This window comes from Methanobacterium sp. CWC-01 (genome assembly GCF_030323845.1).
In the GTDB taxonomy this organism is placed as follows: Archaea; Methanobacteriota; Methanobacteria; order Methanobacteriales; family Methanobacteriaceae; genus Methanobacterium; species Methanobacterium aridiramus.
This window is the reverse complement of the sequence record NZ_CP040735.1, coordinates 1174889-1197703: the sequence shown is the minus strand read 5'-3', so window position 1 is coordinate 1197703 and position 22815 is coordinate 1174889. Positions and strand designations below refer to the sequence as shown.

Genomic DNA, 22815 nt, shown 5'->3' with positions numbered 1-22815 from the left:
GAGATTTGATGGAACAGTTAAGACTAAAACAGGCCCAAACATTGATAAAAGAGGCCGGAAAATCCATAAAGACAAGTGAAGGTTTAAAAGAGCCCAAAGAAGGGAAAATTGATTCAAAAACGTATGGTGAGATTATTAACCTGCTGTTGGAAACTGAAGAGTTTATTTACACTTCCAGACCTGATCACAATCTATCGCTGGAAGAGGCCCAAATATTCTGTGGGAATCTTCTGGAAATCAGAGATAAAATTGACACTTTACTAATTGACTTTGGAGTCATGGAAACTGAAAATTTAGAGGAGGAAGTAGGTAAACTTTCTTCAGACTTCATTTTCTTAACCCCCAAAGCAAACTTTAAGAAATCATTGACCCGGTGGGGAGTTAACCCCCAGAGGATAGTGGTGGCGGGAGTGCCGCTTCAGATTGAAGATATGCGAATTCTTAACCCTAAACTTCCTGAAAAAGCGTTAGAACCGATAAAAGTCAAAATAGAACATGTTAAAAGCGATTTGGAGCGAAAAATTCAATCCTTTAATCCGAAGAAGGTTTTAGTGGTGATAGAAAAGGACAAAGCCGGGATAATATTAGCAGAAAGGGCTGAAAAACTTTTCAATTCCTCTAAAATAGAAAAAGAAAGTATAAAGGATATGGAAATTCAGGATTTTCTGATGATACTGAAGAAGTGCTGATTTATCATGTGCTTTTCATCATCACATCCCCAAATATCACAAAAGATATAATAAGTGAAATAGTTTCTTATGTATAATACCAATCCTGTTAATATAAGACAATGAAAAGTTACTTTTAAATCTTCGAGCTTGGAGAATAGGATGGGATCAGGAGTGGAAAGAAATTGGACCAAATATGCATGCCAGATACTCAAAATAAGACACCTAGCGTCCCCGTTCACTTAACCAGAGTGGGAGTCACCGGGGTAAAAAAACTCTTAAAAATTGAGAGGGAGGGTAAACGACCCATAGTTCTCATTCCTACTTTTGACGCGTTTGTGGATCTTCCCAGCACACAGCGAGGTATTCACATGTCTCGTAACCCTGAGGCTATAAGTGAAGTTCTCGAGGAAGCTCTTGATAAAACTGCAGTCGAAATCGAGTCTCTGTGCGCGAGTATTGTTCATTCACTCCTAAACAAACATAAGTATGCCACTCATGCCGAGGTAAGCATGAAAAGCGACTTCATGATCATGAAAAAATCGCCAGTCACCCGTCTGAAGACCCAGGAGATGACCAAGATCATGGCCGATGCCAGTGGTATCCGTGGAGAAGATGGGGAGGTGCTCATCCGGAAAATGATCGGTGCCGAAGTAGTGGGGATGACTGTCTGCCCCTGTGCCCAGGAAACAGTTAAAGAAACTTCCAAACAAAAACTTTTAGAATTCCTAGACGAGGAAACCACCGAAAAAGTATTGGACACTGTTTCTTTCTCATCCCACAATCAACGAGGCATAGGAATGATCATGATCGAAGTACCGGAGCATCAGATTATTCGTGGCGAAGATATAATTGAGATAATTGAAGATTCCATGAGTTCTTCAGTTTCTGAAATGCTTAAAAGGCCCGATGAAAATGCGGTGGTTCTCCACGCCCATCAGAACCCCATGTTTGTGGAGGACTGCGTGCGTAACATGGTGCAGAAGATCGTTCATCAATATTCCCATCTGCCGGACGACACCCTCATCACAGTTAGACAGGTTAATGAAGAAAGTATTCATCGACACAACGCCTTTGCAGAAAAGGTAGCTACTTTAAAAGAACTTAAAAGTGAAATCGAAGAAGGTAACGGATTATGAGAACTCATAACATTGCTGGTCTGATAATGGGCGGCTTAGAAGCTTTTGAAGGTTCTAGGGCCGCGATGGATACCTCCCAGATGTTGATCGTCCGAGGCATGAGTCGGAAAAGAGTGCAACCCGATGAACTGGGATCAACCCTTGACCAGTTACTTAAGGACCTGGGAGTGAAGGAGATGAATTTATACTCCGATGAAGCTGGAGATATTCTGGGAGTTATGGATGAACAGATCCGGAGTTCGGTACCAATCAATACCGAAACTGATATTGGAGGCATTTACCGGCTTAAAGAATCATTTGAATCCATGAACTGTCACACTGACTATCGTATGGGCCTTATGGAAGGGGATATAGCTATTTTTGTGGTGATCTGGAAGGATAAGAGTGGGATTGGTCCTCTGTTTGTGGAAGTTGTTATATCCCTGCTGGAAGCCTAGCTTCCTAACGGGAGGAAGCCACGATGCCAGTATCTAAAAATGAAATCATCTCTATTTTAAATGCCAGAGGGGACCAGATACCATCTCTCATGTCTAAAGCCTCCCTCAAAAGAGATAGTAATAACATAACCTTCTCTAAGAACGTTTTCATACCCCTCACCAATGTGTGCCGCAATGATTGTGGATACTGTACTTTTCGACAGGACCCCCAGGATCCCCAGACTAATCTGCTTATGGATCCGGAAGAAGTAATGAAAATCGTGCGCAACGGCCATGATCACGGGTGCAGGGAGGCTCTTTTTACGTTTGGAGAACATGCGGATGAGAACCCCCTGGTGCTTAATGCCTTGAAAAAAATTGGGCAGGAGAATATTTTAGACTATCTCTATTTCCTATGTGAGGATACTCTTGAGAAAACCAATTTACTTCCTCACAGTAATCCGGGAGTACTTGAAAAGAGTGAATTAAAAATGCTCAAAGATGTAAATGCCTCCATGGGGTTGATGCTGGAGACCACCAGTGAAAGGATCATGAATACCGTGGCCCATCAGCACAGTCCGGGTAAAGATCCTAAAAAAAGGATTAAAACCATCAAAAACGCGGGGAAGCTTAAAATACCCTTCACAACCGGACTTCTTATTGGTATTGGGGAAACTGTGGAAGAAAGAGCAGAGTCACTACTGGAAATACGAAAGATTCAGGATAAATACGGTCACATACAGGAGATTATTATTCAAAACTTTCGTAGCAAACCTGGAATAGTCATGCAAGACTATCCCGAACCATCCCTGGCAGAGATGATAAGAATGGTGGTTGCTACCCGAATCCTCTTTCCGGATTGTGGAGTGCAGGTGCCACCAAACCTCAACTTGGAAGCAGCTCAGATATTTTTACTCGCCGGGTCCGATGATTGGGGAGGAATTTCACCCCTAACCCCAGACCATGTCAATCCTGAAGCTCCCTGGCCCGGAATGAAAGAATTACGACGCATAACCGAAGATATGGGATTCAAATTAACAGAACGGCTGCCAGTGTATGATAAATTCATAAATCCCCAGTTTTTAAGTGACAAAGTGCTGAAAAAGATATCTAATTAAAAAAAATGGTTATATAATACTAAAAAAAACCTTTTTTAACATAATTCTCATTCTAAATCCAGTGCAAACAATGAACTAGGGTTAAGGTATGAACTAACCTGCGAAAGTAATTTTAAATTCAGCTCCCGGACTTTTTTTGATATCCAATGTTCCCCTAAGCTGTAAAGTCAGGGTTTGCACAATGTGAAGTCCTAGAGAATCCGTGTTATTGGATATATCAAAGTCACTGGGTAAACCGATACCATCGTCGGCCACGGTTAGAATATTGTTTTTGTCCTGAGTTTGAAGACGTATGGATACTTTACCCGCCCTATCATCTGGAAATGCATGTTTTAGAGAGTTAGAGACAAGTTCATTTACAATAAGGCCTAACGGAATGGAGGTGTCCAGATTTAGGAATATTTCATCCACATTAACTTCTAGTTCAACCCCTTTTACGTCTGCTTCATAAAATCTGAATAGCTGCTGGGCAATCCTTTCAATGTAATCACCAAAACTAATCTGGTTTAGGTCTGGTGATTGGTAAAGCTGCTCATGAATAAGGGACATAGCCCTGACTCTGTTTTTACTCTCTCTAAACATTTTTAAGGCAGTTTTATCCTTTACATATCTAGATTGAAGGCTCATTAAACTGGAGATGATTTGCAGATTGTTTTTAACGCGATGATGGACTTCCCTTAATAAAACTTCTTTTTCCTTTAAAGATGCTTTAATCTGCTTTTCAGCCTCCACCATAGCAGTTATATCCACAGAAGCAGACATAACCCCCTCTATATTACCTTGAGAACTGTATAGTGGGGCTGCGCCCATGAGAATATCAATTAAGGATCCATCTTTACGTACACCCCTCAATTCAATTTCATTGATTACCTCACCGGAGAGAACCCTTTTGTTAATTACTTCACGGCCTTCCAATTCATCAGAAGGCGCGGAAGGTAACACTTTACCCATTACCTCCTTCCGGTTCCAACCATAAATCCTTTCTGCTGCCGGGTTCCATACTGATTTCACTTCACCATCAGGATTAAGGTCGAATATGGCAAAGGGTGAGGAATTAATAATCGTTTCCAGGTAACTATTCAAATCAGCTAATTCCTCCTTACTTCTGACCAGTTTTTTCTCAGCATCCTTACGTACCGTGATGTCCCTTCCAATGATCTGAATGGCGAATATACTGCCTTCTTTTTTCAGTGGCACCAGGCGAATATCCACGTAACTGGTGTCACCATTTTTTTGCACTTCAATTTCAAAGGGTTTAACATCCTTGCCCTTGGTTGCCGCACGGAAAAGATCCTTATAATCAGGATTGTTAACTTTAATGGTGCTGGTTACCTTCCTGAAGGGTTCACCTATTAAATCAAACCGCGAACATCCCAAAAAACTTTCGGCAGCCTTATTTATTTCTCTGATAACACCTTCTGCATCCATAAGAAGTATATAATCTGGAGAAAATTCAAAAAGAGAACGATACTTTTCTTCAGACTTTTTTAAGGCCTCTTCATACTTTTTCTTTTCTTCCCTTTTTTTAGCATCGTTTAAAGCCCGGTTTAAAGCGTGAGGGAGCTTGGATAAATTATTCTTTATGACATAATCAGTGGCTCCTTTTTTTAGGGTTTCGATGGCGAATTCTTCACCCATCTTACCACTGACAAAGATGAAAGGAGTGTGCGGTACCCGTTCTTTGGCCAGATTCAAAGCAGTTATACCATCAAATTGGGGAAGAGAATGATCAGCAAGGATAATGTCGGGTTGGAAATCTTCCAAGCCTTCAAGGTAGTCCTTTTCATCTTCAACAATTATTGATTCGAATTCTACCCCTGAACGTTTTAATTCAAGTTCTACCAGTTCCGCATCAAGAGGTACATCCTCTAAAATGAGTACTTTAATCTTGCCCATTATATGATCCCTTAATTTATTCACTATCCCATTATTAACATTACTATCGGCCATTACAAGATCAGTTCCTTGGGCCTCCCTATCCATTCTTAAGTTTTTAGTCATCACTCTACCTTCATTTTGCGGATTTAGCGATATTTTTATTGGAGTTTGCCACTTGAGCCATCGGTTGATTAAGGGGCATTTTTATCTGGAATTCAGTACCCATATCATCTTTGATCTTTATTCTGCCATTGACTTGTTCAATAAAGGTATTAACTAGTTTTATTCCCAGTGATTCTGCTTTTTCAAGATCAAAATATTCGGGCAGCCCGATGCCATCGTCGGCTACGGTAATGGAAAGCTCATTGGCATCCCTGTGCGCTTGGATAAGGATGGTTCCTTCTCGCAGTAAGGGGAAAGCATGCTTAAGAGAGTTAGATACCAGCTCATTTACAATCATCCCACACATGATGGCCGTGTCCATATCCACAGCGAGATCAGGAGCCTCGATATCTATGGTGACCCCACTTACTCCGGAGGATCGCAGGACATAACTGGTTAGACTTTGGATGTACTCCTGAAAGTCGATATTTTCCAGGTCAGGGGATTGATAAAGCTTTTGGTGTACCAGGGCAATTGCTTTCATGTGATTCCTGTTTTCCTGGAACTGTCTTACCATCTGATCCATCATGTACTCCGATTGCAAACTGTTTAAACTGGAAATCATGTTCACATTGTTACGGAAACGATGGTAAAGATTTTTTAGAACTTCTTCGCGTTTTTCCAGATCTTCTCTACTTTGCAGATCTTTTTCCTTTAACGCCTTTATTTCAAATTGAGTTGATTCCTCTAATTGTTTTAATTCTAATTTTTTATCGTTAAGGACTTTATTCTTATTTTCAATGGTGTTGTTAAATTTAGAAATGGTATCTTTAAGTTTTTCAGATGTTCTTTGTAGTTCCATCTCCATTTGATGATATTTTTCTTGAATTTCCATTTCTGACTGCTTCTGAAGTGCCAATTCAACTTCAAACTGTTCCTGGGAGTTTAACATTTCAACCTGGACTGTTTTGAGTTCAGCTTCAAGGTTCCGGTTGCGATTTATTAGATTATTTTCACGTTCTTCAAGGGATTTCACTTGCTCTTTGAATGAAATTGTAGTTTTGGATAGTTCATCAGATTTTATTTGGAGTTTTTTCTGCAGTTCATACTTGGTTTTTTCCAGTTGTTCTTCTTTAGTCCTCATCTGTTTAATTTCTGATTCAAGGCTAGTCCTAACCGCTTCAAACTCAGATTCATTTTGTTCCATCTCCAGACCCAGATGATGAATCTGAGCCTCCAGAGCCTCTTCTTTTTCTTTATGAGGCGTTATTTCGCGACCTACAGCCTGGAATTCTGAAACAGTTTCATCATCATTGAAAATGGCCGTTACAACCCACTGCCACCATAGGAAATCCCCATCCGCGACTTCCAGTGGTCCTTCAAAAATTGTCACTGGATTTCCGACAGTCACCGGATCCATCATTTCCATGAATTTATCCTGTTCAGAGCCAGCTATGGAAAAAACTGAGCTTCCAGGATTTTCCCCAAAATAACGGTTGTAGGCTGGGTTAGTGAAGGTTAATTTTGCATCGGGAGTGAAACGACAGACAATATCGTTCTGTTCCTCGATCATGGATCGATACAGAACCTCTGAACTTTTTAGTTGGTTCTCCCTGATTTTTTCCTCAGTTACGTCGGTTAAGATTATATTCAAACCACTAAGAGAGGTAAAGACGTCTAACTGGATATATTGATCTTCATGGTTAATTTCACATTTCTTGGTTAGTTTTTGAGGGATCTCAGATTCCATGGCAGTTTTTAGAGTATCATGTACATCATCAGAAAGGAAGGGGAATATACTGTCCAGAGTTTTTCCCTCAAGCTCATGGACCGGCAGGGGTGATAAAGCAATGGCGGCCTGGTTTAAATATTTTGAGTTAAATTCTGAATCCAGGACCACGATACTGGTATCAATACCTTCTAAAACATCCTGGTAATCATCACAAGTTTTCTGGAGAGTTTGTTCAATGATTTTGTGATGAGTTACATCCCTAAATTCGAAAATATAACGTTTAGCGGCACAATCCAACTTAATAGAACTTATGGACACTTCAAAACAGGTTTGTCCGGAGTCAGTTTTTTTATAGTGAACAACGTTACTCCTATTACCCAGATCTAATTCAATTTCGTAGATTACATTATGACCTGAATTAAGGATTTCAAATTCCTCATCACTAATATTAAGGTCTCTGAATATGTCAGAACCCACTAATTCATCTACATCCTTGGCATCCCCTAGTTCCAGGCAAACGGGGTTGGCATCTATCAATTTTCCTTCGGAATCGTAGACCGCCAGGGCCAGGGGAGATTGTTTGAAAATCCCTCTGAACCATTTTTCACTCTCAAGTAAAGCTTCTTCACTCTTCACTTCCTGACTTACATCCTCAAAGATGAGGTTTACTCCAAGAAGTTTTCCTTCATCGTCTTCTATGGGAGTGATATTGTACTTGATTTGAATTTCTACATTTTCAGGAGTTATTAGGGTGGTTCTATCAGATTCTGTGCTGTAAACATTGATTATGTTGTTAAGATATGTATCCGACTTTTCAGCTTTTTTTATGGCACTTATGGGAAAAACCTCTGATAAGTCTCTGTATAATGCATCTGAAACACTAAATCCAGTTAATTTTACAGCTAGGTCATTAAAAAACCTTACACACCCATTATTATCAGTGACGATTATTCCTGAATTCGTTAATTTTTTATCTATCCACTCCCCACTTTGTAATAATCTTTTTTCAGCTTTGTGATTGTAAAGAGCTTCTTCAATTTTTTGATGGAGTTCATTCTCCTCGAATGGTTTTATTAGATAGGCGTAAGGCCGAGTATCTTCTGCCCTTTCACGGGTTCGCTCATCTACGTGTGCAGTGAGATATATTATGGGAATATCAAAAAGATCCTTTATCTTCTGGGCGGCGTCAATTCCATCTCCTTCTCCCTTGAGGACGATATCCATTAAAACCAGGTCTGGTTGAATTTTTTCAGCCTTTTGGACGGCTTCTTTACTTGAAAAGGCAAAAGTGGGGACATCATAACCCCAGTATCTTAATTTCCTCTGGAGTTCCATGGCAGTTAATCCTTCATCTTCCACCACGAGAATTTTTGTTGCTGACATGATCATCCCTCGAATAATATTGTTCGTCATGAACAATATTGACTTGTACTTTTAATTATGCCGGACCTCATATAAAAGCTTTACATTTTTTCATAATTTTTGCCCGAAATTTCTTAAAATTTAAAGTTAAAACTATCTTTTATAAGAGAAAATATCTTTTAAAAACGCATTGCAGCGAAAAATAGAGTTTATTAGCTGCTTTTTTTTCAAATTACTTAAAATCAGATCTTCAAGGATTTTTAGATACAAAACTCCCCGAGGACCCTCCCACCCCCCCCCCAGCTCCACAAGGTTATCTTCTAACATAATATATGATATTATATATACTGAAAAAAAATTCAAAAACAACTTAAAATTAGGCCCTGGAACCTTGCAAAGAACTGATTATGCAACTAGATTATGCCAAAATAAGATATTCGTATAGTCCATTAAGATAAAAACTATTCACACCCCTCATAGTGTATAAATTCCTCCAAATCATCTCGGGGTGGAGGTAATGGATTTTCATCAGGATAACCAACTGGTATTAGTGCAACTGGCCTCAATCCTGGAGGAAGGTGAAGTGTACGGGATACCAAATCTTCATCAAAGGCACCCACCCAGCATGCCCCCAGGCCGATGGCATGGGCAGCGAGAAGGATGTTTTGGCCAGCGCATGCGGCATCCTGTATGCAGTATAGTTCTCTTCCACGATTATTATAAGTGACAGAACATACGTGTTGATTGGCACATAATACCAGTATCAGTGGTGCATCAGCTAAAAATTCTCTTAAATAAGCTGCAGATGCTAGTTTTTCCTTTGTTTTGGACTTTTTGACCACTACCACTTCCCAGCTTTGCAAATTTCCTGCAGATGGGGCCCAGACACCAGCTTCAATCACCTTCTTCAGGACTTTATCATCCACCGGATCTTTTTTAAATTTTCTAATACTTCTTCTCCCCTTTATAGCCTCAAAAATGTCCATGTTAACACCTAATCCCTATTTTAGCGTCAATCACCACGTGATAAACTCCAGGAGCATATTTTTTAATAATTCGCTGGTTTAGTATTTCCACTTCTTGATCTATGGCCGCGGATTTGATTCTCTCCACTGGCCGGATGAACTTTAACTTTTCAGGGACTGACTCGTGGTAATGTATCACACCCCCATCCCGGATGGCATTCATTGCCACGTCCAGATACTCATGAGTGTTACCGATGTAGCCCATTAGGACCCGGTCTGCCACTTTTTGTGGTGCAACGTCACGGCAATCACCGAAAAGTGGCTCTACAATATCATCTACCCGGTTGAGTAGAACATTCTCTTTAAGATAATGGTAGGACACCGGGTTTATTTCCACTGCGTAAACCTTTTTTGGCCGGGAATGGACGGCAATGGGGATGGAAAAGTAGCCTATCCCTGCGAACAGGTCCACCACTATTTCACCATCATTTATCAGTTTTGACAATCTGATCCTCTCGGCAGTGTTTCCTTTAGACCACATCACCTGGGATACATCCATCTTAAAAAGACATTTGTTCTCCTTATGGATGGTTTCGGTGCCCTCCCCCCATAAAAGTTCAACTTCGGGCTTTCTTTGAGGTCCACTAATGTAACCTAGTTTAGCTATTTTATTTACTCCAGGGATTTTGAGGAGTTCCTGGAGATCATCTTGATCTTCTTTAACCAGCAGTATATCGCCAAGGACCTTGCCTTTCATATAATATATTATTGGGAGATTTTTGATTATAATTTTATCCTGTGAAAAGTTCATGGATTTAGGTTACTTGACAAAAAAAAGAAAAAAGATTTATACAATAGGTAAATAAATTTCTATTATCAAAGGAAGGGGTTTTTACAATGGCAGAAAAACGTTCAGAAGCTATAAAAGAAGAAATGAAAGCTGATTTGAAAAAGGATTATGATGAAAAACTTAAAGCGCACCTTAATTGTGAATTAGAAGATGATCTTCAAAAAGAGTTATTCGATCATATTGTTGGACAGTGCAACCTGACTCTGGAAAAAGAATTAGATGAACACATAATAGCAATGGATGAAGATGAACTGGATGCCGAAGTAAAAGATCAGATCTATGGACAAGCTAAAGAAATCCTGGACAAAGAATTGGAAGACTTCATAATAGGAAAGGATGAAGAAGAAATCCAGAAAAGAATTCAGGAACAAATCAGGGGTAAAAAATCCTAATTAAGTAAAGGCCACCCCATACCTATTTTTATACTATTTTGAATTATAATTGTATGGGGAACTCATTTCTAATAGTCTCAACATTTTTTTATAAATAATATACTTAATAATATAATTCGCATAATTTGTTTTAAAAGGTGATTTTAGCCAATTTAATGAATCACAGCATTTTAAAAGACTTAATTACCTTCGATACACATTAATCTGCGTTTCGCTTATATGTCTTTCGATTTATTATTAACAGTAAAAGGTTATATTAGGAAACAAGAACTTATAATCATTAATTATGTAGAATTAAGAGGTGAAAAAATATGGCATCGTCGTTTAAGTCACCTGCTGATACAGCCAAGGCATGTGTTGCCATAGCAGAGCTAAAAGAATCTGCTCCGCTAAGCAACTTGATTATCTTGAGCTTTTTAGCTGGTGCATATATTGCGTTTGGAGGCCTTTTGGCCGAAGTTGTTACTGGTGGTTTGGCAGCCGCAGGTGCTCCACCAGGTATTGTAAAGTTACTCTTTGGTGCAGTGTTCCCCGTGGGACTGATGCTGGTGGTAATTGCCGGTTCAGAACTATTTACCGGAAACTGTATGTACATGCCAATGGGTCTGTTAAAAGGAAAAGCAAGTGTGGGAGGCCTGGCTCGAAACTGGATAGTAAGCTGGATTTTCAACTTAGTTGGAGCTCTATTCGTCGCCTACTGTTTAGCCTATCTGTCTGGTATCCTGGCTGTAGATCCATGGGCTGCTGGAGCTATGACCGTAGCTAAAACCAAAGCATTAGGAGGCGCTAAATTCATTGCCGCAGGTAAATCCGTGTCTTCCTTAACCTGGATGCAGGTGTTCTGGAGAGCCATTGGATGTAACTGGCTGGTTTGTCTGGCCGTGTATCTGGCTATTGCTTCCGACGATATTATTGGTAAAATATTCGGTATCTGGTTCCCAATATTTGCTTTCGTTGCTACCGGATTCGAGCACGTTGTTGCAAACATGTTCTTTATTCCTATGGGAATTTTCCTCGGTGGAGTAACCTGGAGTCAGTTCTTCATTAACAACATGATTCCTGCCACTATCGGAAACATCATTGGTGGAGCCATATTTGTAGGTGCCATTTACTGGTGGACCTACCTGAGAGGAAGCGACTAAGGGAATTCAACTTCCCTTAATTTTTTTTATTTTTATTCATACAAAAGGGGAGTTTTTTCGTACCGCAAATGTTAATATATATAATAGAAATTCATAATGAAATTCATTTTAGACCAAATTATTAAACCAAAAAATTTCGTGAACATTCCAGGAGGTAGATCATGAATCTAGAATACACACCAACCACATGTCCATACTGTGGATGTGGATGTGGATTCAACTTGGTAAGCGTTGATGGACGGCTTGTCGGAGTTGAACCATGGAAAAGAAACCCGGTAAACGAAGGAAAACTATGCCCTAAAGGTAATTTTTCATACGAATTCGTGCACCGAGACGATAGATTAACCACCCCTTTAATCAAAGAAGGCGGTAAATTTAGGGAAGCAACTTGGGACGAAGCACTGGACTTAGTTGCATCCAAATTAGGTGAAATGAAAGAAGCAAATGCCGAACAAATGGCATTCCTTTCCTCAGCCAGATGCACCAACGAAGAAAACTACGTGTTTCAGAAGTTTGTGCGAACCGTAATTGGAACCAACAACGTAGATCACTGCGCAAGACTGTGTCACGGCCCTTCAGTGGCCGGGCTGGCCCAGACCTTTGGATCCGGAGCTATGACCAACTCACTGGAAAGCTGTGCTCATGCGGATGTGGTGTTCCTAATTGGAACCAACACCCTTGAACAACACCCACTTATGTGGAGAAGGGCCTTACAAGCCAAGGATAAGGGCGCTAAAATCATGGTGGCAGACCCCAGGTTCACACCATCTGCCAAACAAGCTGACCTTTACATACCCTTCAAATCCGGGACCGACGTGGCCCTCTTAAACGGTATGATGAACGTGATCATAGAGGAAGGCCTCGAAGATAAAGAGTTCATAGAAAACCGGACCACGGATTTCGATGAATTAAAGGCCATGGTCAAAAAGTATCCGCCTGAAGAAGTAGCAAAAATAACCGGAGTGGCCCCTGAACTCATCAGAGAAGCTGCGATTATGTACGCTAAAGCAGACAACGCTGCTCTTCTATTCTCCATGGGTATCACCCAGCACACCGTCGGTACCGAAAACGTTATGTCCACTTCCAACCTGGCCATGCTCACCGGTAACATCGGAAGACCTGGAACCGGAGTAAACCCATTAAGAGGACAAAACAACGTGCAAGGAGCATGTGACATGGGAGCTCTCCCGGTAGTATACCCCGGATATCAAGCAGTAATCAACGAGGAACTGGGAGAGAAAATGAAATGTTCCTGGGGATGCAGTGACCTGTCCTGTACACCCGGTCTTACCGTGGTGGAAATGATGCACGCCGCTCACGATGGAGATATCAAAGGCATGTACATCATGGGCGAAAACCCTATGGTATCCGATCCTGACCTAAAACACGTGGAAGCTGCCTTGAACAACCTGGACTTCTTAGTAGTGCAGGACATTTTCTTAACCGAAACCGCACAGTTAGCAGATGTAGTGCTACCCGCCATGTCCTGGGCTGAAAAAGACGGAACCTTCACCAGCACCGAAAGAAGGGTGCAATATATCCGGAAAGCAGTTGAAGGACCTGGTGAAGCAAGGGACGACTGGGCCATAGTTTCTGACATTGCCACCAGAATGGGATCTGATTTATTCAATTACAACTCCCCACATGAGATAATGGAGGAAGTCAGAACTGTAACTCCCCAGTACGCCGGGATGAACAAAGAAAGGCTATCCAAACCAGAAGCCCTTCACTGGCCATGCCCCGATGAAGAACACCCTGGAACTCCTATTCTCCACGCCGAAAGATTTGCAACTCCCGATGGTCTGGGCGTATTCAAAGCCATCGAGTGGAAGCCACCAGCCGAAAATCCAGACGAAGAGTATCCATTCATACTCACCACTGGACGAACATTGTTCCACTGGCACACTGGTAGTATGACCCGAAGATCAGAAACCCTGGATCGGGAAGTACCAGCTGGATGGGTTGAAATTAATCCTGAAGACGCAGCTGAACTTGGCATTAAAAATAAAGAGATGGTTCGTGTTAAAACCCGACGCGGAGAAATCGAAATCGGTGCCAAAGTCACTCCAGACATCATTAAAGGAACGGTGTTCATACCCTTCCACTTTGCTGAAAGTGCAGCAAACATACTAACCAGTGGAGATCAGTTAGATCCATTCGCCAAGATGCCGGAACTCAAAGTATCAGCTGCCAGTGTAGAGAAAATAGCGGGGTGATCCTATGGTTCAAGTAGGTGATATGTACTACGCCTGGGGGTCGGATGACGAAATAGCCGCCAGCGGTGAATGCGGTGGAGCAGTTACCACTATACTGAAATTTCTGTTAGAAGATGGTATTGTGGACGCAGTTCTAGCCGTTAAAAAAGGTTCAGACCTCTATGACGCAGTTCCCACCCTAATCAGTGATCCGGAAAAGATCATAGAAACTGCCGGTTCTCTGCACTGTGGAACCCTCAACATGGCCAAAACTCTAGAAAAATATCTGGATGGTGCCAGAAATATGAAAATCGCCGTCACTGCCAAACCATGCGATGCTATGACCATGGTAGAGCTCATCAAACGTGAGCAGATTGACGGAGATAACATAATTATCGTGGGGGTTAACTGCGGAGGAACCATGCCTCCCGTTAAGGCCCGGGAAATGATCGAAAAATTCTACGAAACCGATCCTGACGCTGTAATAAAAGAAGAAATCGCCAAAGGAAATCTTATAATAGAAACAGCTGAGGGAGAACAAGAGATAAGCATTGACGAACTGGAAGACCAGGGCTATGGACGAAGAACCAACTGCAGACGATGTGAGATTAACATTCCCCGAATGGCAGATCTAGCCCTAGGTAACTGGGGTGTCATAGGACCTTTAGCTGGGAAGGCTACCTTCGTAGAAGTATTCTCAGAAAAAGGTGCAGACGTTTTAGACAAGGCCATCAACGCCGGAGTTTTAAACACCCAGGAGCCCATACCCAAAGGTGTGGAAATCCGGGCCAACATCGACAAAATCATGGCTAAACTGGCCAATAAATGGCAAGCCAAAGACTTCGACGAAAGTAGGGGCGAGATAATGGCTACCTTCGCCCAGTACTTGGATGAATTCGAAAGATGCATTAAGTGCTATGGCTGCCGGGAATCCTGTCCCATCTGCTACTGTGAAGAATGTACTCTAGAAGTAGATGGACCAGAATGGTTAGCAAAAGGCTCTCTACCACCATCTCCAATGTTCCACATGGAACGTTTAATACACATGGTGGACTCCTGTACCAACTGTGGACAGTGCGAAGAAGTCTGCCCCGCAGAAATACCACTAGCTAAAATTTGGCACGAAATAAACTCCAAGATAAAGGAGACCTATGGATACCAGCGAGGAGTTAAAGAGGGAATGCCGCCATTCTCCTATTTTCCTCTGGAGGCAGGCAAGTAAATAAATTGAAGTGGGGATGAATCCTCACTTCCCAAATATTTTATGCACCTTAATCCTAAATGTTCATAGAACTAATAAAAAAAAGAGAATTAAAAGGAGAAGACGCTTATGGAATGGGAACCCAAAATAATAGTTTTTTGTTGTAACTGGTGTTCTTATGGAGGGGCAGATACTGCCGGTACCGCGAGGATGCAATATCCTCCTAACGTCCGTGTGATCAGAGTAATGTGCTCTGGTAGAATAAACCCACTTTTCATCTTAAAAGCATTCGATGAAGGTGCAGACGGAGTTATGGTAGCAGGATGCCACTTTGGAGACTGCCACTACGATAGAGGAAATTTCGCATGTGATCGCCGAATGACTGCCTTAAAAACAGTCCTAACTACCCTGGGCATTGATGAAGGAAGATTCTACCTGGATTGGATATCTGCCTCTGAAGGTGAAAAATTCGCCAATACAATGACCATGGTAAGTGAAAAAGTAAAAGAACTCGGTCCATTCTCGTGGAGACAAAATAAAGCTGAGGCTGGGTGATTAACATGGTGCAAGTAAACGATATGTATTATGCATGGTCTCCCGATGAGGAAATTGCTGAAAGTGGAGAATGCGGAGGAGCTGTAACTTCTATAATGAAATTCTTACTGGAAGAAGGAATTGTAGATGCAGTTTTAGCCGTTAAAAAAGGTTCAGACCTTTATGACGCAGTCCCCACCCTAATCAGTGACCCAGAAAAGATCAAAGAAACAGCTGGTTCACTACACTGTGGAACCCTCAATATCTGCAATACCCTGAGCAATTACCTGAACGGTGCCAAGGATATGAAAATCGCGGTGACTACCAAACCCTGCGATGCAATGAGCATCGTGGAACTCATGAAAAGAAAGCAGATAGACCCAGAAAACGTGGTAATGATTGGCGTTAACTGTGGAGGAACCATGCCTCCCGTTAAAGCCAGAGAAATGATCGAAAAATTCTACGATCTGGATCCTGACGATGTACTGAAAGAAGAAATCGCCAAAGGAAACCTTATAATCGAAACCGCTGACCAAGAAAAAGAGATAAGCATCGACGAACTGGAAGAGCAAGGCTATGGACGAAGAACCAACTGTAGACGATGTGAAAACAATATACCCGTAATGTCAGACATAGCAATGGGTAACTGGGGCGTAATAGGGCCTTTAGCCGGGAAAGCTACCTTCGTAGAAGTATTCTCAGAAAAAGGTGCCGAAATCCTGCAGAAGGCCATAGATGCTGGAGCCCTAAAGGTTCAGGACCCAGTACCTAAGGGCATTGAAATCCGAGCCAACATCGATAAAGCCATGGTAAATCTGGCCAATAAATGGCAAGCCAAAGACTTCGGAGACGAAGGTGGCCTGTTAGAGATAGATGCATACATGGACGAATTTGACCGATGTATAAAATGTTACGGTTGCAGAGAAGCCTGCCCAATATGCTGGTGCATTAAATGTACCATTGAGTCTGAATCAGATGATTGGGTAGGAAAAGGAGAAATTCCTCCTTCACCAATGTTCCACTTTGTGAGAATGATTCATATGGTGGATTCCTGTACCAACTGCGGACAATGCGAAGAAGTCTGCCCCGCAGAAATACCACTGGCCAAAATTTTCCATAAGGTAAACCGCAACCTACAAGATGTCTTTGACTACTATCCTGGATACGATCGGGAACGAAAGCCACCGCTATCTGTGGTTGACAAAGAACCAAGTGAGGAATAGCTTCCTCACCATTTATTTATTTTTAAATTTAATTTTTAGGTGATATTATGATGATTGACAAGGTACTAAAGGCTAACCAAGACTTTACCAAAGAATTTGAGCCTAAAAAAATGAGTCACATGCCTCAAAAAAAGCTTTCTATTGTTACCTGTATGGACACCCGACTCACCGGATTCTTAGAGCCAGCTCTGGGAATCGAACGAGGTGATGCCAAGATTATTAAAAATGCGGGTAACACCGTGGCAGGCAGGGACGTAATTCGATCCGTGGCGGCCTCCATATTTGCGCTGGGAGTGGAAGAGGTAATGGTCATTGGTCACACCAACTGTGGAATGGCCAACGTGGACCCTGAAAAACTAAAAAGCACCATGGAAGAACGGGGCATTGACCCGGAAGAAATAGCCAAAGTTGACATAAAAGAATGGATTGGGGCTATTGACGGGGAAGAATCCAACGTAATCCAGGTAGTAGAAGAAATTAAAAGTTCACCCTTTATTCCCGATGATGTACCAATCCATGGACTTATTATGGACATAGAAAGCGGAGAATTGAAGGTTCTTTTGGACGACAGATAATTCATTTCTTTTTTATTATTTAAACTATTATTTGCTAATAAGCCTTGCTTTTGCTAATTTTTTAAAATTAAAGTTTTATGACATTTTAATTGTATCAGAATATTCTATCATCTTCTCTTATTCGCCTAATTTTTAATATAAATATCACTATTTTTATGAATAGTGATACGAAAGATCAAGACGAAAAAAATAACTACCTCATACAATCCATATGCTATTAACTCATTGTATTGTGGAATATGTGGAGGAAATAAACCATGAGCAAAATAGACCGGCAAAAAATTATGGGCATTCTGGATGAGTATGATAAGGAAGACATTACTATTGCAACGTTAGGAAGCCACTCATCCTTACATATGTTTCAGGGCGCAAAAACAGAGGGCTTCAGGACCGCAGTAGTGTGTGAAAAGGGTCGTGAGGTTCCTTATAAAAGGTTTGGAGTTTGTGATGAATATATAATGGTCGATCATTTTAGTGACATAGTTAATGAGGAAGTGCAGGAACAATTAAGGGATATGAACAGTATCGTATTCCCACACGGTTCATTTGTGGCCTATGCAGGATTGGATAACATAGAAACCATTTTTAACGTTCCCATGTTTGGAAACCGGGATATCCTGCGTTGGGAAGCTGAAAGGGATCTGGAAAGGAAATTGATGACCGAATCCGGGGTCAGAATTCCTAAAAAGATAAAAAATCCAGCTGATATTGACGGCACGGTTATGGTTAAATTCCCCGGAGCCCGGGGAGGAAGAGGGTACTTCGTCGCTAACTCTACTGAAGAGTACGACGAGAAAATTGAGACTATGATGGCCAGAAACTGGATCGAAGAAGAAGATATAAAAGGGGCCCACATTGAAGAATATGTATTAGGCTGTAACTACTGTATCCACTACTTCTTCTCAGGATTAAAGGATGAAGTAGAACTAATGGGGATTGACAGCAGATACGAATCTACCATAGACGGTTTGGTCCGAGTTCCTGCTAAAGATCAGATCGATATGGGTGTTAACGCATCCTATGTTGTAACCGGTAATCACCCAGTAGTTTTAAGAGAATCACTGCTCCCACAGGCATTTGATATAGGAGACAAGATCACCGAAGGTGCCAAAGGATTGGTACCGCCAGGATTCAACGGTCCATTCTGTATGCAGACCCTGGTTAACGATGACCTAGAAGTGGTAGTGTTTGAGATGAGTGCCCGGTCCGACGGTGGAACCAACACCTTCATGAACGGATCTGCCTACAGCTACCTCTACTACGGAGAACCATTAAGCATGGGCCGCAGAATGGCAATGGAAATCAAAAATGGGATAGCTGAAGATAGGTTAGATGAAATAATAACTTAATAAATCCCTTTTTTATTTTTTTTCTATTTTTTTTACGGCTCAAATCATGTCTTAAAAACAATTTTAGAATGGTATAATCTTTAAAAAAAAGGCCTTAAAAGGCCGTTAAAGGGTAAAAACCTTAACTAGTAATATTTATATACCATGAATATTAAAGTAGCCATTAGAAAACTTATTTTTTGACTTCGCATTTATTTTAATAGAGGTGTATCTATGAATGATGAAAATCGACTTAAAGGCACTACAACTGTGGGTTTAACCTGTAAAGATGGAGTTGTTTTTGCCACCGAAAGAAGGGCCAGTATGGGCAACTTGATCGCCCACAAGGTTGCCGATAAAATATTCAAACTTGACCATCATATTGGAGCCACCATCGCTGGCTCAGTTTCAGATGCCCAAAGCCTCATGAAATACATCAGTGCCGAAATCGCCCTTTACAGGCTAAGAAACGGCAAAAAAATGAGTGTAGAGGCTGCAGCCACCTTAACTTCTAACATATTACATTCATCCAGATTTTATCCCTTCTTCGTCCAGACCCTATTGGGAGGAGTGGATGATAAGGGCCCCGCTGTATATTCACTGGATCCCACCGGAGGAGTGGTTAAAGATATGATGATATCCACCGGTTCAGGTTCACCATTTGCGTATGGGGTTCTGGAAGACCGCTATAGTGAAGACCTTTACGTGGAAGAAGGAGTTGATGTTGCCATTCGAGCTATAAAAGCCGCCATGGAACGTGACACCTATTCTGGAAACGGCATCGTGGTGGCCACCATCACCGCCGAGGAAGGCTTCAAAAAACTAAGTGAGGAAGAAGTAGAAAAAAAGATTAAACAAATCATCTAATCTACTTTTAATTAATTTTTTTAAGGACCTTAAGGTCCGGACTTTATTTCTATTTTTCTAGACGTGATGTTATGGGTTCAGAGATTCAAGAAATCAAAAATACCATAGTACAAAGATTGCCCAAAAGAGTGCAAGTAGCCAAAGTGGAATTCGAGGGACCGGAGGTGGTCATATACACCAAAAATCCGGAGATCATTACTGAAAATGGTGATCTTATACGGGATCTGGCCAAGGACCTCCGCAAAAGGATCATCATCCGCTCGGACAAGTCTGTGCTCATGGAGCCAGAGGCCTCCATCGACCACATCCACCAGATCGTTCCCCAGGATGCCAAGATAACTAACATCTCATTCGATGACGTTACTTGCGAGGTTATTATCGAAGCCCGAAAGCCAGGATTGGTAATAGGTAAATACGGGGCTACTTCCAGAGAGATCGTAAAACAGATAGGTTGGGCCCCTAAAATTCTTAGAACACCCCCAATATCCTCCGAAGTAATTCAAAGGATAAGAAGAACTCTCAGAAAGAATAGTAAAGAGAGGAAAAAAATTTTACAGGAATTGGGAAATCGTATACACCGGCCGGTTTATATGGAAAATGAATGGGCCCGTATAACGGCTTTAGGTGGTTTTAGAGAGGTCGGCCGTTCCTCATTATTTTTACAGACCAGTAACAGTAAAATACTGCTTGATTGTGGTGTTAACGTTGCGGGAAGCGATGATAAAAGTTCTTACCCCTATTTAAACGTTCCAGAATTTGTTTTAGACGATCTGGATGCGGTGATCATATCCCACGCCCACCTGGACCACTCTGGATTCCTTCCTTACCTTTATCATTACGGTTATGATGGGCCAGTATACTGCACCACCCCTACCCGAGACCTCATGACGCTTCTTCAACTCGATCACATTGATATAGCCCATCGAGAAGATAGTCCCCTCCCATTTAACGTTAAACATGTGAAAAAGTGCATTAAACACACCATAACCCTGGATTACGGGGAAGTAACAGATATCGCCCCGGACATCCGCCTGACACTCCACAACGCCGGTCACATCCTGGGATCGGCCATCACCCACATGCACATCGGTGACGGACAACACAACTTTGTATACACCGGAGATTTCAAATTTGAACGAAGCAGGCTCTTGGAGCCAGCAGTATCCAAGTTCCCACGTATAGAATCTCTGGTTATGGAGAGTACCTACGGAGGCCACGATGATGTGCAGCCCACCCGAAACGATGCCGAAAAAAAGCTGATAAAAACCATATACCACACTCTGGGAAGGGGTGGTAAGGTACTGGTTCCGGTGTTTGCAGTGGGAAGGGCTCAAGAATTGATGATAGTTCTGGAAGAGTATATGAGGCATGGAATCATTGATGAAGTCCCTATCTACATTGACGGCATGATCTGGGAAGCTAACGCCATCCACACCGCCCGACCAGAGTATCTGAGTAAGGATTTAAGGGACCAGATATTCCATATGGGTCGAAACCCCTTCATATCCGATGTCTTCCACAAGGTTAACGGTATTGAAAAACGCCGAGATATCATAGAAGGGGAACCAGCCATTATTCTATCCACTTCCGGTATGCTCACCGGGGGAAACTCAGTGGAGTACTTCAAATGGCTCTGTGAAGATGAAAAAAGCAGCCTGGTCTTTGTAGGGTACCAATCGGAAGGTTCCCTGGGAAGGAGAATCCAGAAGGGTTGGAAGGAGATACCACTCAAAGAAGATGGAAAAACTAACGTTTACAACGTGAAGATGCAGATCACAACCATAGAAGGTTTTAGTGGTCATTCTGACCGTAAACAACTAATGGATTACATTAGACGCATCTCACCCAAACCCGAGAAGATATTGGTCTGTCATGGTGACAATTACAAAACCCTGGATCTGGCCAGCAGCATCTACCGTAGCTATAAAATTGAAACAAAAACCCCCATGAATCTGGAAACAGTTAGAATACAGTAAGATTCTTTAGAGGATAGGAGGAAATTTAGGGGATTATCCCCTATCTATATTTTAAGATTCTTGCAGTAGTAATGTTCATTTTAGTCTAATATTAAATCTAATAGTAATAATATGGTGATTGTATGGTAACCTATTCTGAATCAGGAGTGGATATAGACCTGGAAGAGGTCACAGTGGAGGCTATGGTATCTCAGCTTAAATCTACCCTGAAACTTCAAGATGTAATTACCGACACCGGTCACTTCGCCGCTCTTTTACGACTGGGTGATAAAGCCCTGGCCATGAGCACCGATGGAGTGGGAAGCAAAATACTGGTCGCGGAGCTTATGGATAAATATGACACAGTGGGTATTGACTGCGTGGCCATGGTGGTAAATGATATCCTCTGTGTGGGTGCCAAACCATTAGCCATGGTGGATTACCTGGCCGTGGAAAAACCAGACCCTGAAATAGCATCACAGCTTGGCAAAGGACTTGCCGAAGGATCTTTGGATGCTAATATCGCCATGATTGGTGGTGAGACTGCTTCTTTACCCGGAATAGTGCATAATCTTGATTTAGCAGGAACAGGTATTGGGATAGTAGACACCAACAGAATAATTAGTGGGGAAGAAATTCGGGAAGGAGACGCTGTAATTGGTATAGGCAGTAGCGGTATTCACAGCAATGGATTAAGTCTGGCTCGTAAAGCCTTTTTTGAAGAAGCCCAGCTAAAAATATCAGATCCATTACCCGATTATCCTGATATCACCGTGGGGGAGGTACTTTTAGAACCGACCCGCATCTATGTTAAGCCGGTTATGGATCTTTTAAGTGAAGTGGATGTTCATGGTCTGGCCCATATTACAGGTGGCGGTTTTAACAACCTAAAAAGGCTCAAAAAAGGATTGAGTTACCATTTAGATAATCTACCAGATCCTATGCCTGTTTTTGAGTCAATTTATTCACTGGGAGTTCCTCTGGAAGAGATGTACCGTGTTTTCAATATGGGGGTTGGTTTTGCCATTATCACCCATCCAGAGAACGTCCAGCAGACTTTAAAAATCATTACGAAATACTATCCGGCCCAGCAGATAGGTAAGGTTGTGGCCGATGGGAAAGGACAGGTAAAACTTAAAACTATGGAAAAATCATGGATCGAACTTTAAAAGA

19 protein-coding genes are annotated in these 22815 nt (G+C 41.8%); 15 read left to right on the top strand and 4 right to left on the bottom strand.

The window, feature by feature from the left end:
* Positions 1-8: 8 nt before the first annotated feature.
* The 4 genes from FGU46_RS06445 to cofG all read left to right on the top strand — a co-directional run bounded on the left by FGU46_RS06445 (position 9) and on the right by cofG (position 3341).
* Positions 9-689 (top strand): SepCysE family protein, encoded by a 681-nt coding sequence (locus tag FGU46_RS06445; protein WP_286472906.1) that lies wholly within the window; start codon positions 9-11, stop codon positions 687-689.
* 179 nt (positions 690-868) lie between these two features.
* A complete protein-coding gene (mptA, locus tag FGU46_RS06440; protein ID WP_286478295.1) occupies positions 869-1807 on the top strand; it encodes a GTP cyclohydrolase MptA in 939 nt (312 codons plus the stop codon).
* Positions 1804-2244 carry a DUF2120 domain-containing protein gene (locus FGU46_RS06435; protein WP_286472905.1) on the top strand — a complete coding sequence of 147 codons (441 nt, stop codon included), beginning with the start codon at positions 1804-1806 and terminating at the stop codon, positions 2242-2244. Before mptA ends, FGU46_RS06435 begins: the two co-directional genes overlap by 4 nt.
* 23 nt (positions 2245-2267) lie before the next feature.
* A complete protein-coding gene (cofG, locus tag FGU46_RS06430; RefSeq protein WP_286472903.1) occupies positions 2268-3341 on the top strand; it encodes a 7,8-didemethyl-8-hydroxy-5-deazariboflavin synthase CofG in 1074 nt (357 codons plus the stop codon).
* A gap of 93 nt (positions 3342-3434) precedes the next feature.
* Here the strand turns inward: cofG and FGU46_RS06425 are convergent, their stop codons facing one another.
* From FGU46_RS06425 to FGU46_RS06410, 4 genes are all read right to left on the bottom strand, one after another.
* Positions 3435-5342, bottom strand: a complete 1908-nt coding sequence (locus FGU46_RS06425) for a response regulator (RefSeq protein ID WP_286472899.1) — start codon at positions 5340-5342, stop codon at positions 3435-3437.
* 10 nt (positions 5343-5352) lie between these two features.
* Positions 5353-8436, bottom strand: a complete 3084-nt coding sequence (locus tag FGU46_RS06420; RefSeq protein ID WP_286472893.1) for a PAS domain S-box protein — start codon at positions 8434-8436, stop codon at positions 5353-5355.
* Between the two features lie 440 nt (positions 8437-8876).
* Complete coding sequence (locus FGU46_RS06415) at positions 8877-9401, bottom strand: nitroreductase family protein (protein ID WP_286472892.1); 525 nt, start codon at positions 9399-9401, stop codon at positions 8877-8879.
* Between the two features lies 1 nt (position 9402).
* The gene (locus tag FGU46_RS06410) at positions 9403-10137 is read right to left on the bottom strand and encodes a class I SAM-dependent methyltransferase (RefSeq protein WP_286472888.1); all 735 of its coding nucleotides are present in this window, start codon (positions 10135-10137) and stop codon (positions 9403-9405) included.
* A 140-nt stretch (positions 10138-10277) separates the two neighbouring features.
* Between FGU46_RS06410 and FGU46_RS06405 the strand changes: the two genes are divergently transcribed.
* The 11 genes from FGU46_RS06405 to purM all read left to right on the top strand — a co-directional run bounded on the left by FGU46_RS06405 (position 10278) and on the right by purM (position 22811).
* Positions 10278-10622, top strand: a complete 345-nt coding sequence (locus FGU46_RS06405; RefSeq protein ID WP_286472885.1) for a hypothetical protein — start codon at positions 10278-10280, stop codon at positions 10620-10622.
* A 311-nt stretch (positions 10623-10933) separates the two neighbouring features.
* Positions 10934-11764, top strand: coding sequence for a formate/nitrite transporter family protein (locus FGU46_RS06400; protein WP_286472879.1), 831 nt, complete (start codon positions 10934-10936; stop codon positions 11762-11764).
* 161 nt (positions 11765-11925) lie between these two features.
* Positions 11926-13980, top strand: a complete 2055-nt coding sequence (fdhF, locus tag FGU46_RS06395; protein WP_286472876.1) for a formate dehydrogenase subunit alpha — start codon at positions 11926-11928, stop codon at positions 13978-13980.
* Between the two features lie 4 nt (positions 13981-13984).
* Positions 13985-15181, top strand: a complete 1197-nt coding sequence (locus tag FGU46_RS06390; protein WP_286472873.1) for a Coenzyme F420 hydrogenase/dehydrogenase, beta subunit C-terminal domain — start codon at positions 13985-13987, stop codon at positions 15179-15181.
* 108 nt (positions 15182-15289) lie between these two features.
* The gene (locus tag FGU46_RS06385) at positions 15290-15715 is read left to right on the top strand and encodes a hydrogenase iron-sulfur subunit (RefSeq protein ID WP_286472869.1); all 426 of its coding nucleotides are present in this window, start codon (positions 15290-15292) and stop codon (positions 15713-15715) included.
* Between the two features lie 5 nt (positions 15716-15720).
* On the top strand, positions 15721-16917 hold the full coding sequence (locus FGU46_RS06380) for a Coenzyme F420 hydrogenase/dehydrogenase, beta subunit C-terminal domain (RefSeq protein ID WP_286472864.1): 1197 nt from the start codon (positions 15721-15723) through the stop codon (positions 16915-16917).
* A 110-nt stretch (positions 16918-17027) separates the two neighbouring features.
* Positions 17028-17492 (top strand): beta-class carbonic anhydrase, encoded by a 465-nt coding sequence (locus FGU46_RS06375; RefSeq protein ID WP_415926584.1) that lies wholly within the window; start codon positions 17028-17030, stop codon positions 17490-17492.
* 257 nt (positions 17493-17749) lie between these two features.
* Positions 17750-18841 (top strand): formate--phosphoribosylaminoimidazolecarboxamide ligase, encoded by a 1092-nt coding sequence (locus FGU46_RS06370; RefSeq protein ID WP_286472860.1) that lies wholly within the window; start codon positions 17750-17752, stop codon positions 18839-18841.
* Positions 18842-19054: 213 nt separating this feature from the next.
* On the top strand, positions 19055-19687 hold the full coding sequence (psmB, locus tag FGU46_RS06365; protein ID WP_286472858.1) for an archaeal proteasome endopeptidase complex subunit beta: 633 nt from the start codon (positions 19055-19057) through the stop codon (positions 19685-19687).
* A 71-nt stretch (positions 19688-19758) separates the two neighbouring features.
* On the top strand, positions 19759-21663 hold the full coding sequence (locus tag FGU46_RS06360; protein WP_286472855.1) for a beta-CASP ribonuclease aCPSF1: 1905 nt from the start codon (positions 19759-19761) through the stop codon (positions 21661-21663).
* Positions 21664-21785: 122 nt separating this feature from the next.
* Complete coding sequence (gene purM / locus FGU46_RS06355; RefSeq protein WP_286472853.1) at positions 21786-22811, top strand: phosphoribosylformylglycinamidine cyclo-ligase; 1026 nt, start codon at positions 21786-21788, stop codon at positions 22809-22811.
* Positions 22812-22815: the final 4 nt, after the last annotated feature.

Excerpts from the sequence above, each read along its gene's own strand:
- FGU46_RS06445 (WP_286472906.1), top strand. The coding sequence starts at position 9 with ATGGAACAGTTAAGACTAAAACAGGCCCAAACATTGATAAAAGAGGCC.
- mptA (WP_286478295.1), top strand. The coding sequence starts at position 869 with ATGCCAGATACTCAAAATAAGACACCTAGCGTCCCCGTTCACTTAACC.
- FGU46_RS06435 (WP_286472905.1), top strand. The coding sequence starts at position 1,804 with ATGAGAACTCATAACATTGCTGGTCTGATAATGGGCGGCTTAGAAGCT.
- cofG (WP_286472903.1), top strand. The coding sequence starts at position 2,268 with ATGCCAGTATCTAAAAATGAAATCATCTCTATTTTAAATGCCAGAGGG.
- FGU46_RS06425 (WP_286472899.1), bottom strand. The coding sequence starts at position 5,342 with ATGACTAAAAACTTAAGAATGGATAGGGAGGCCCAAGGAACTGATCTT.
- FGU46_RS06420 (WP_286472893.1), bottom strand. The coding sequence starts at position 8,436 with ATGTCAGCAACAAAAATTCTCGTGGTGGAAGATGAAGGATTAACTGCC.
- FGU46_RS06415 (WP_286472892.1), bottom strand. The coding sequence starts at position 9,401 with ATGGACATTTTTGAGGCTATAAAGGGGAGAAGAAGTATTAGAAAATTT.
- FGU46_RS06410 (WP_286472888.1), bottom strand. The coding sequence starts at position 10,137 with ATGAAAGGCAAGGTCCTTGGCGATATACTGCTGGTTAAAGAAGATCAA.
- FGU46_RS06405 (WP_286472885.1), top strand. The coding sequence starts at position 10,278 with ATGGCAGAAAAACGTTCAGAAGCTATAAAAGAAGAAATGAAAGCTGAT.
- FGU46_RS06400 (WP_286472879.1), top strand. The coding sequence starts at position 10,934 with ATGGCATCGTCGTTTAAGTCACCTGCTGATACAGCCAAGGCATGTGTT.
- fdhF (WP_286472876.1), top strand. The coding sequence starts at position 11,926 with ATGAATCTAGAATACACACCAACCACATGTCCATACTGTGGATGTGGA.
- FGU46_RS06390 (WP_286472873.1), top strand. The coding sequence starts at position 13,985 with ATGGTTCAAGTAGGTGATATGTACTACGCCTGGGGGTCGGATGACGAA.
- FGU46_RS06385 (WP_286472869.1), top strand. The coding sequence starts at position 15,290 with ATGGAATGGGAACCCAAAATAATAGTTTTTTGTTGTAACTGGTGTTCT.
- FGU46_RS06380 (WP_286472864.1), top strand. The coding sequence starts at position 15,721 with ATGGTGCAAGTAAACGATATGTATTATGCATGGTCTCCCGATGAGGAA.
- FGU46_RS06375 (WP_415926584.1), top strand. The coding sequence starts at position 17,028 with ATGAGTCACATGCCTCAAAAAAAGCTTTCTATTGTTACCTGTATGGAC.
- FGU46_RS06370 (WP_286472860.1), top strand. The coding sequence starts at position 17,750 with ATGAGCAAAATAGACCGGCAAAAAATTATGGGCATTCTGGATGAGTAT.
- psmB (WP_286472858.1), top strand. The coding sequence starts at position 19,055 with ATGAATGATGAAAATCGACTTAAAGGCACTACAACTGTGGGTTTAACC.
- FGU46_RS06360 (WP_286472855.1), top strand. The coding sequence starts at position 19,759 with ATGGGTTCAGAGATTCAAGAAATCAAAAATACCATAGTACAAAGATTG.
- purM (WP_286472853.1), top strand. The coding sequence starts at position 21,786 with ATGGTAACCTATTCTGAATCAGGAGTGGATATAGACCTGGAAGAGGTC.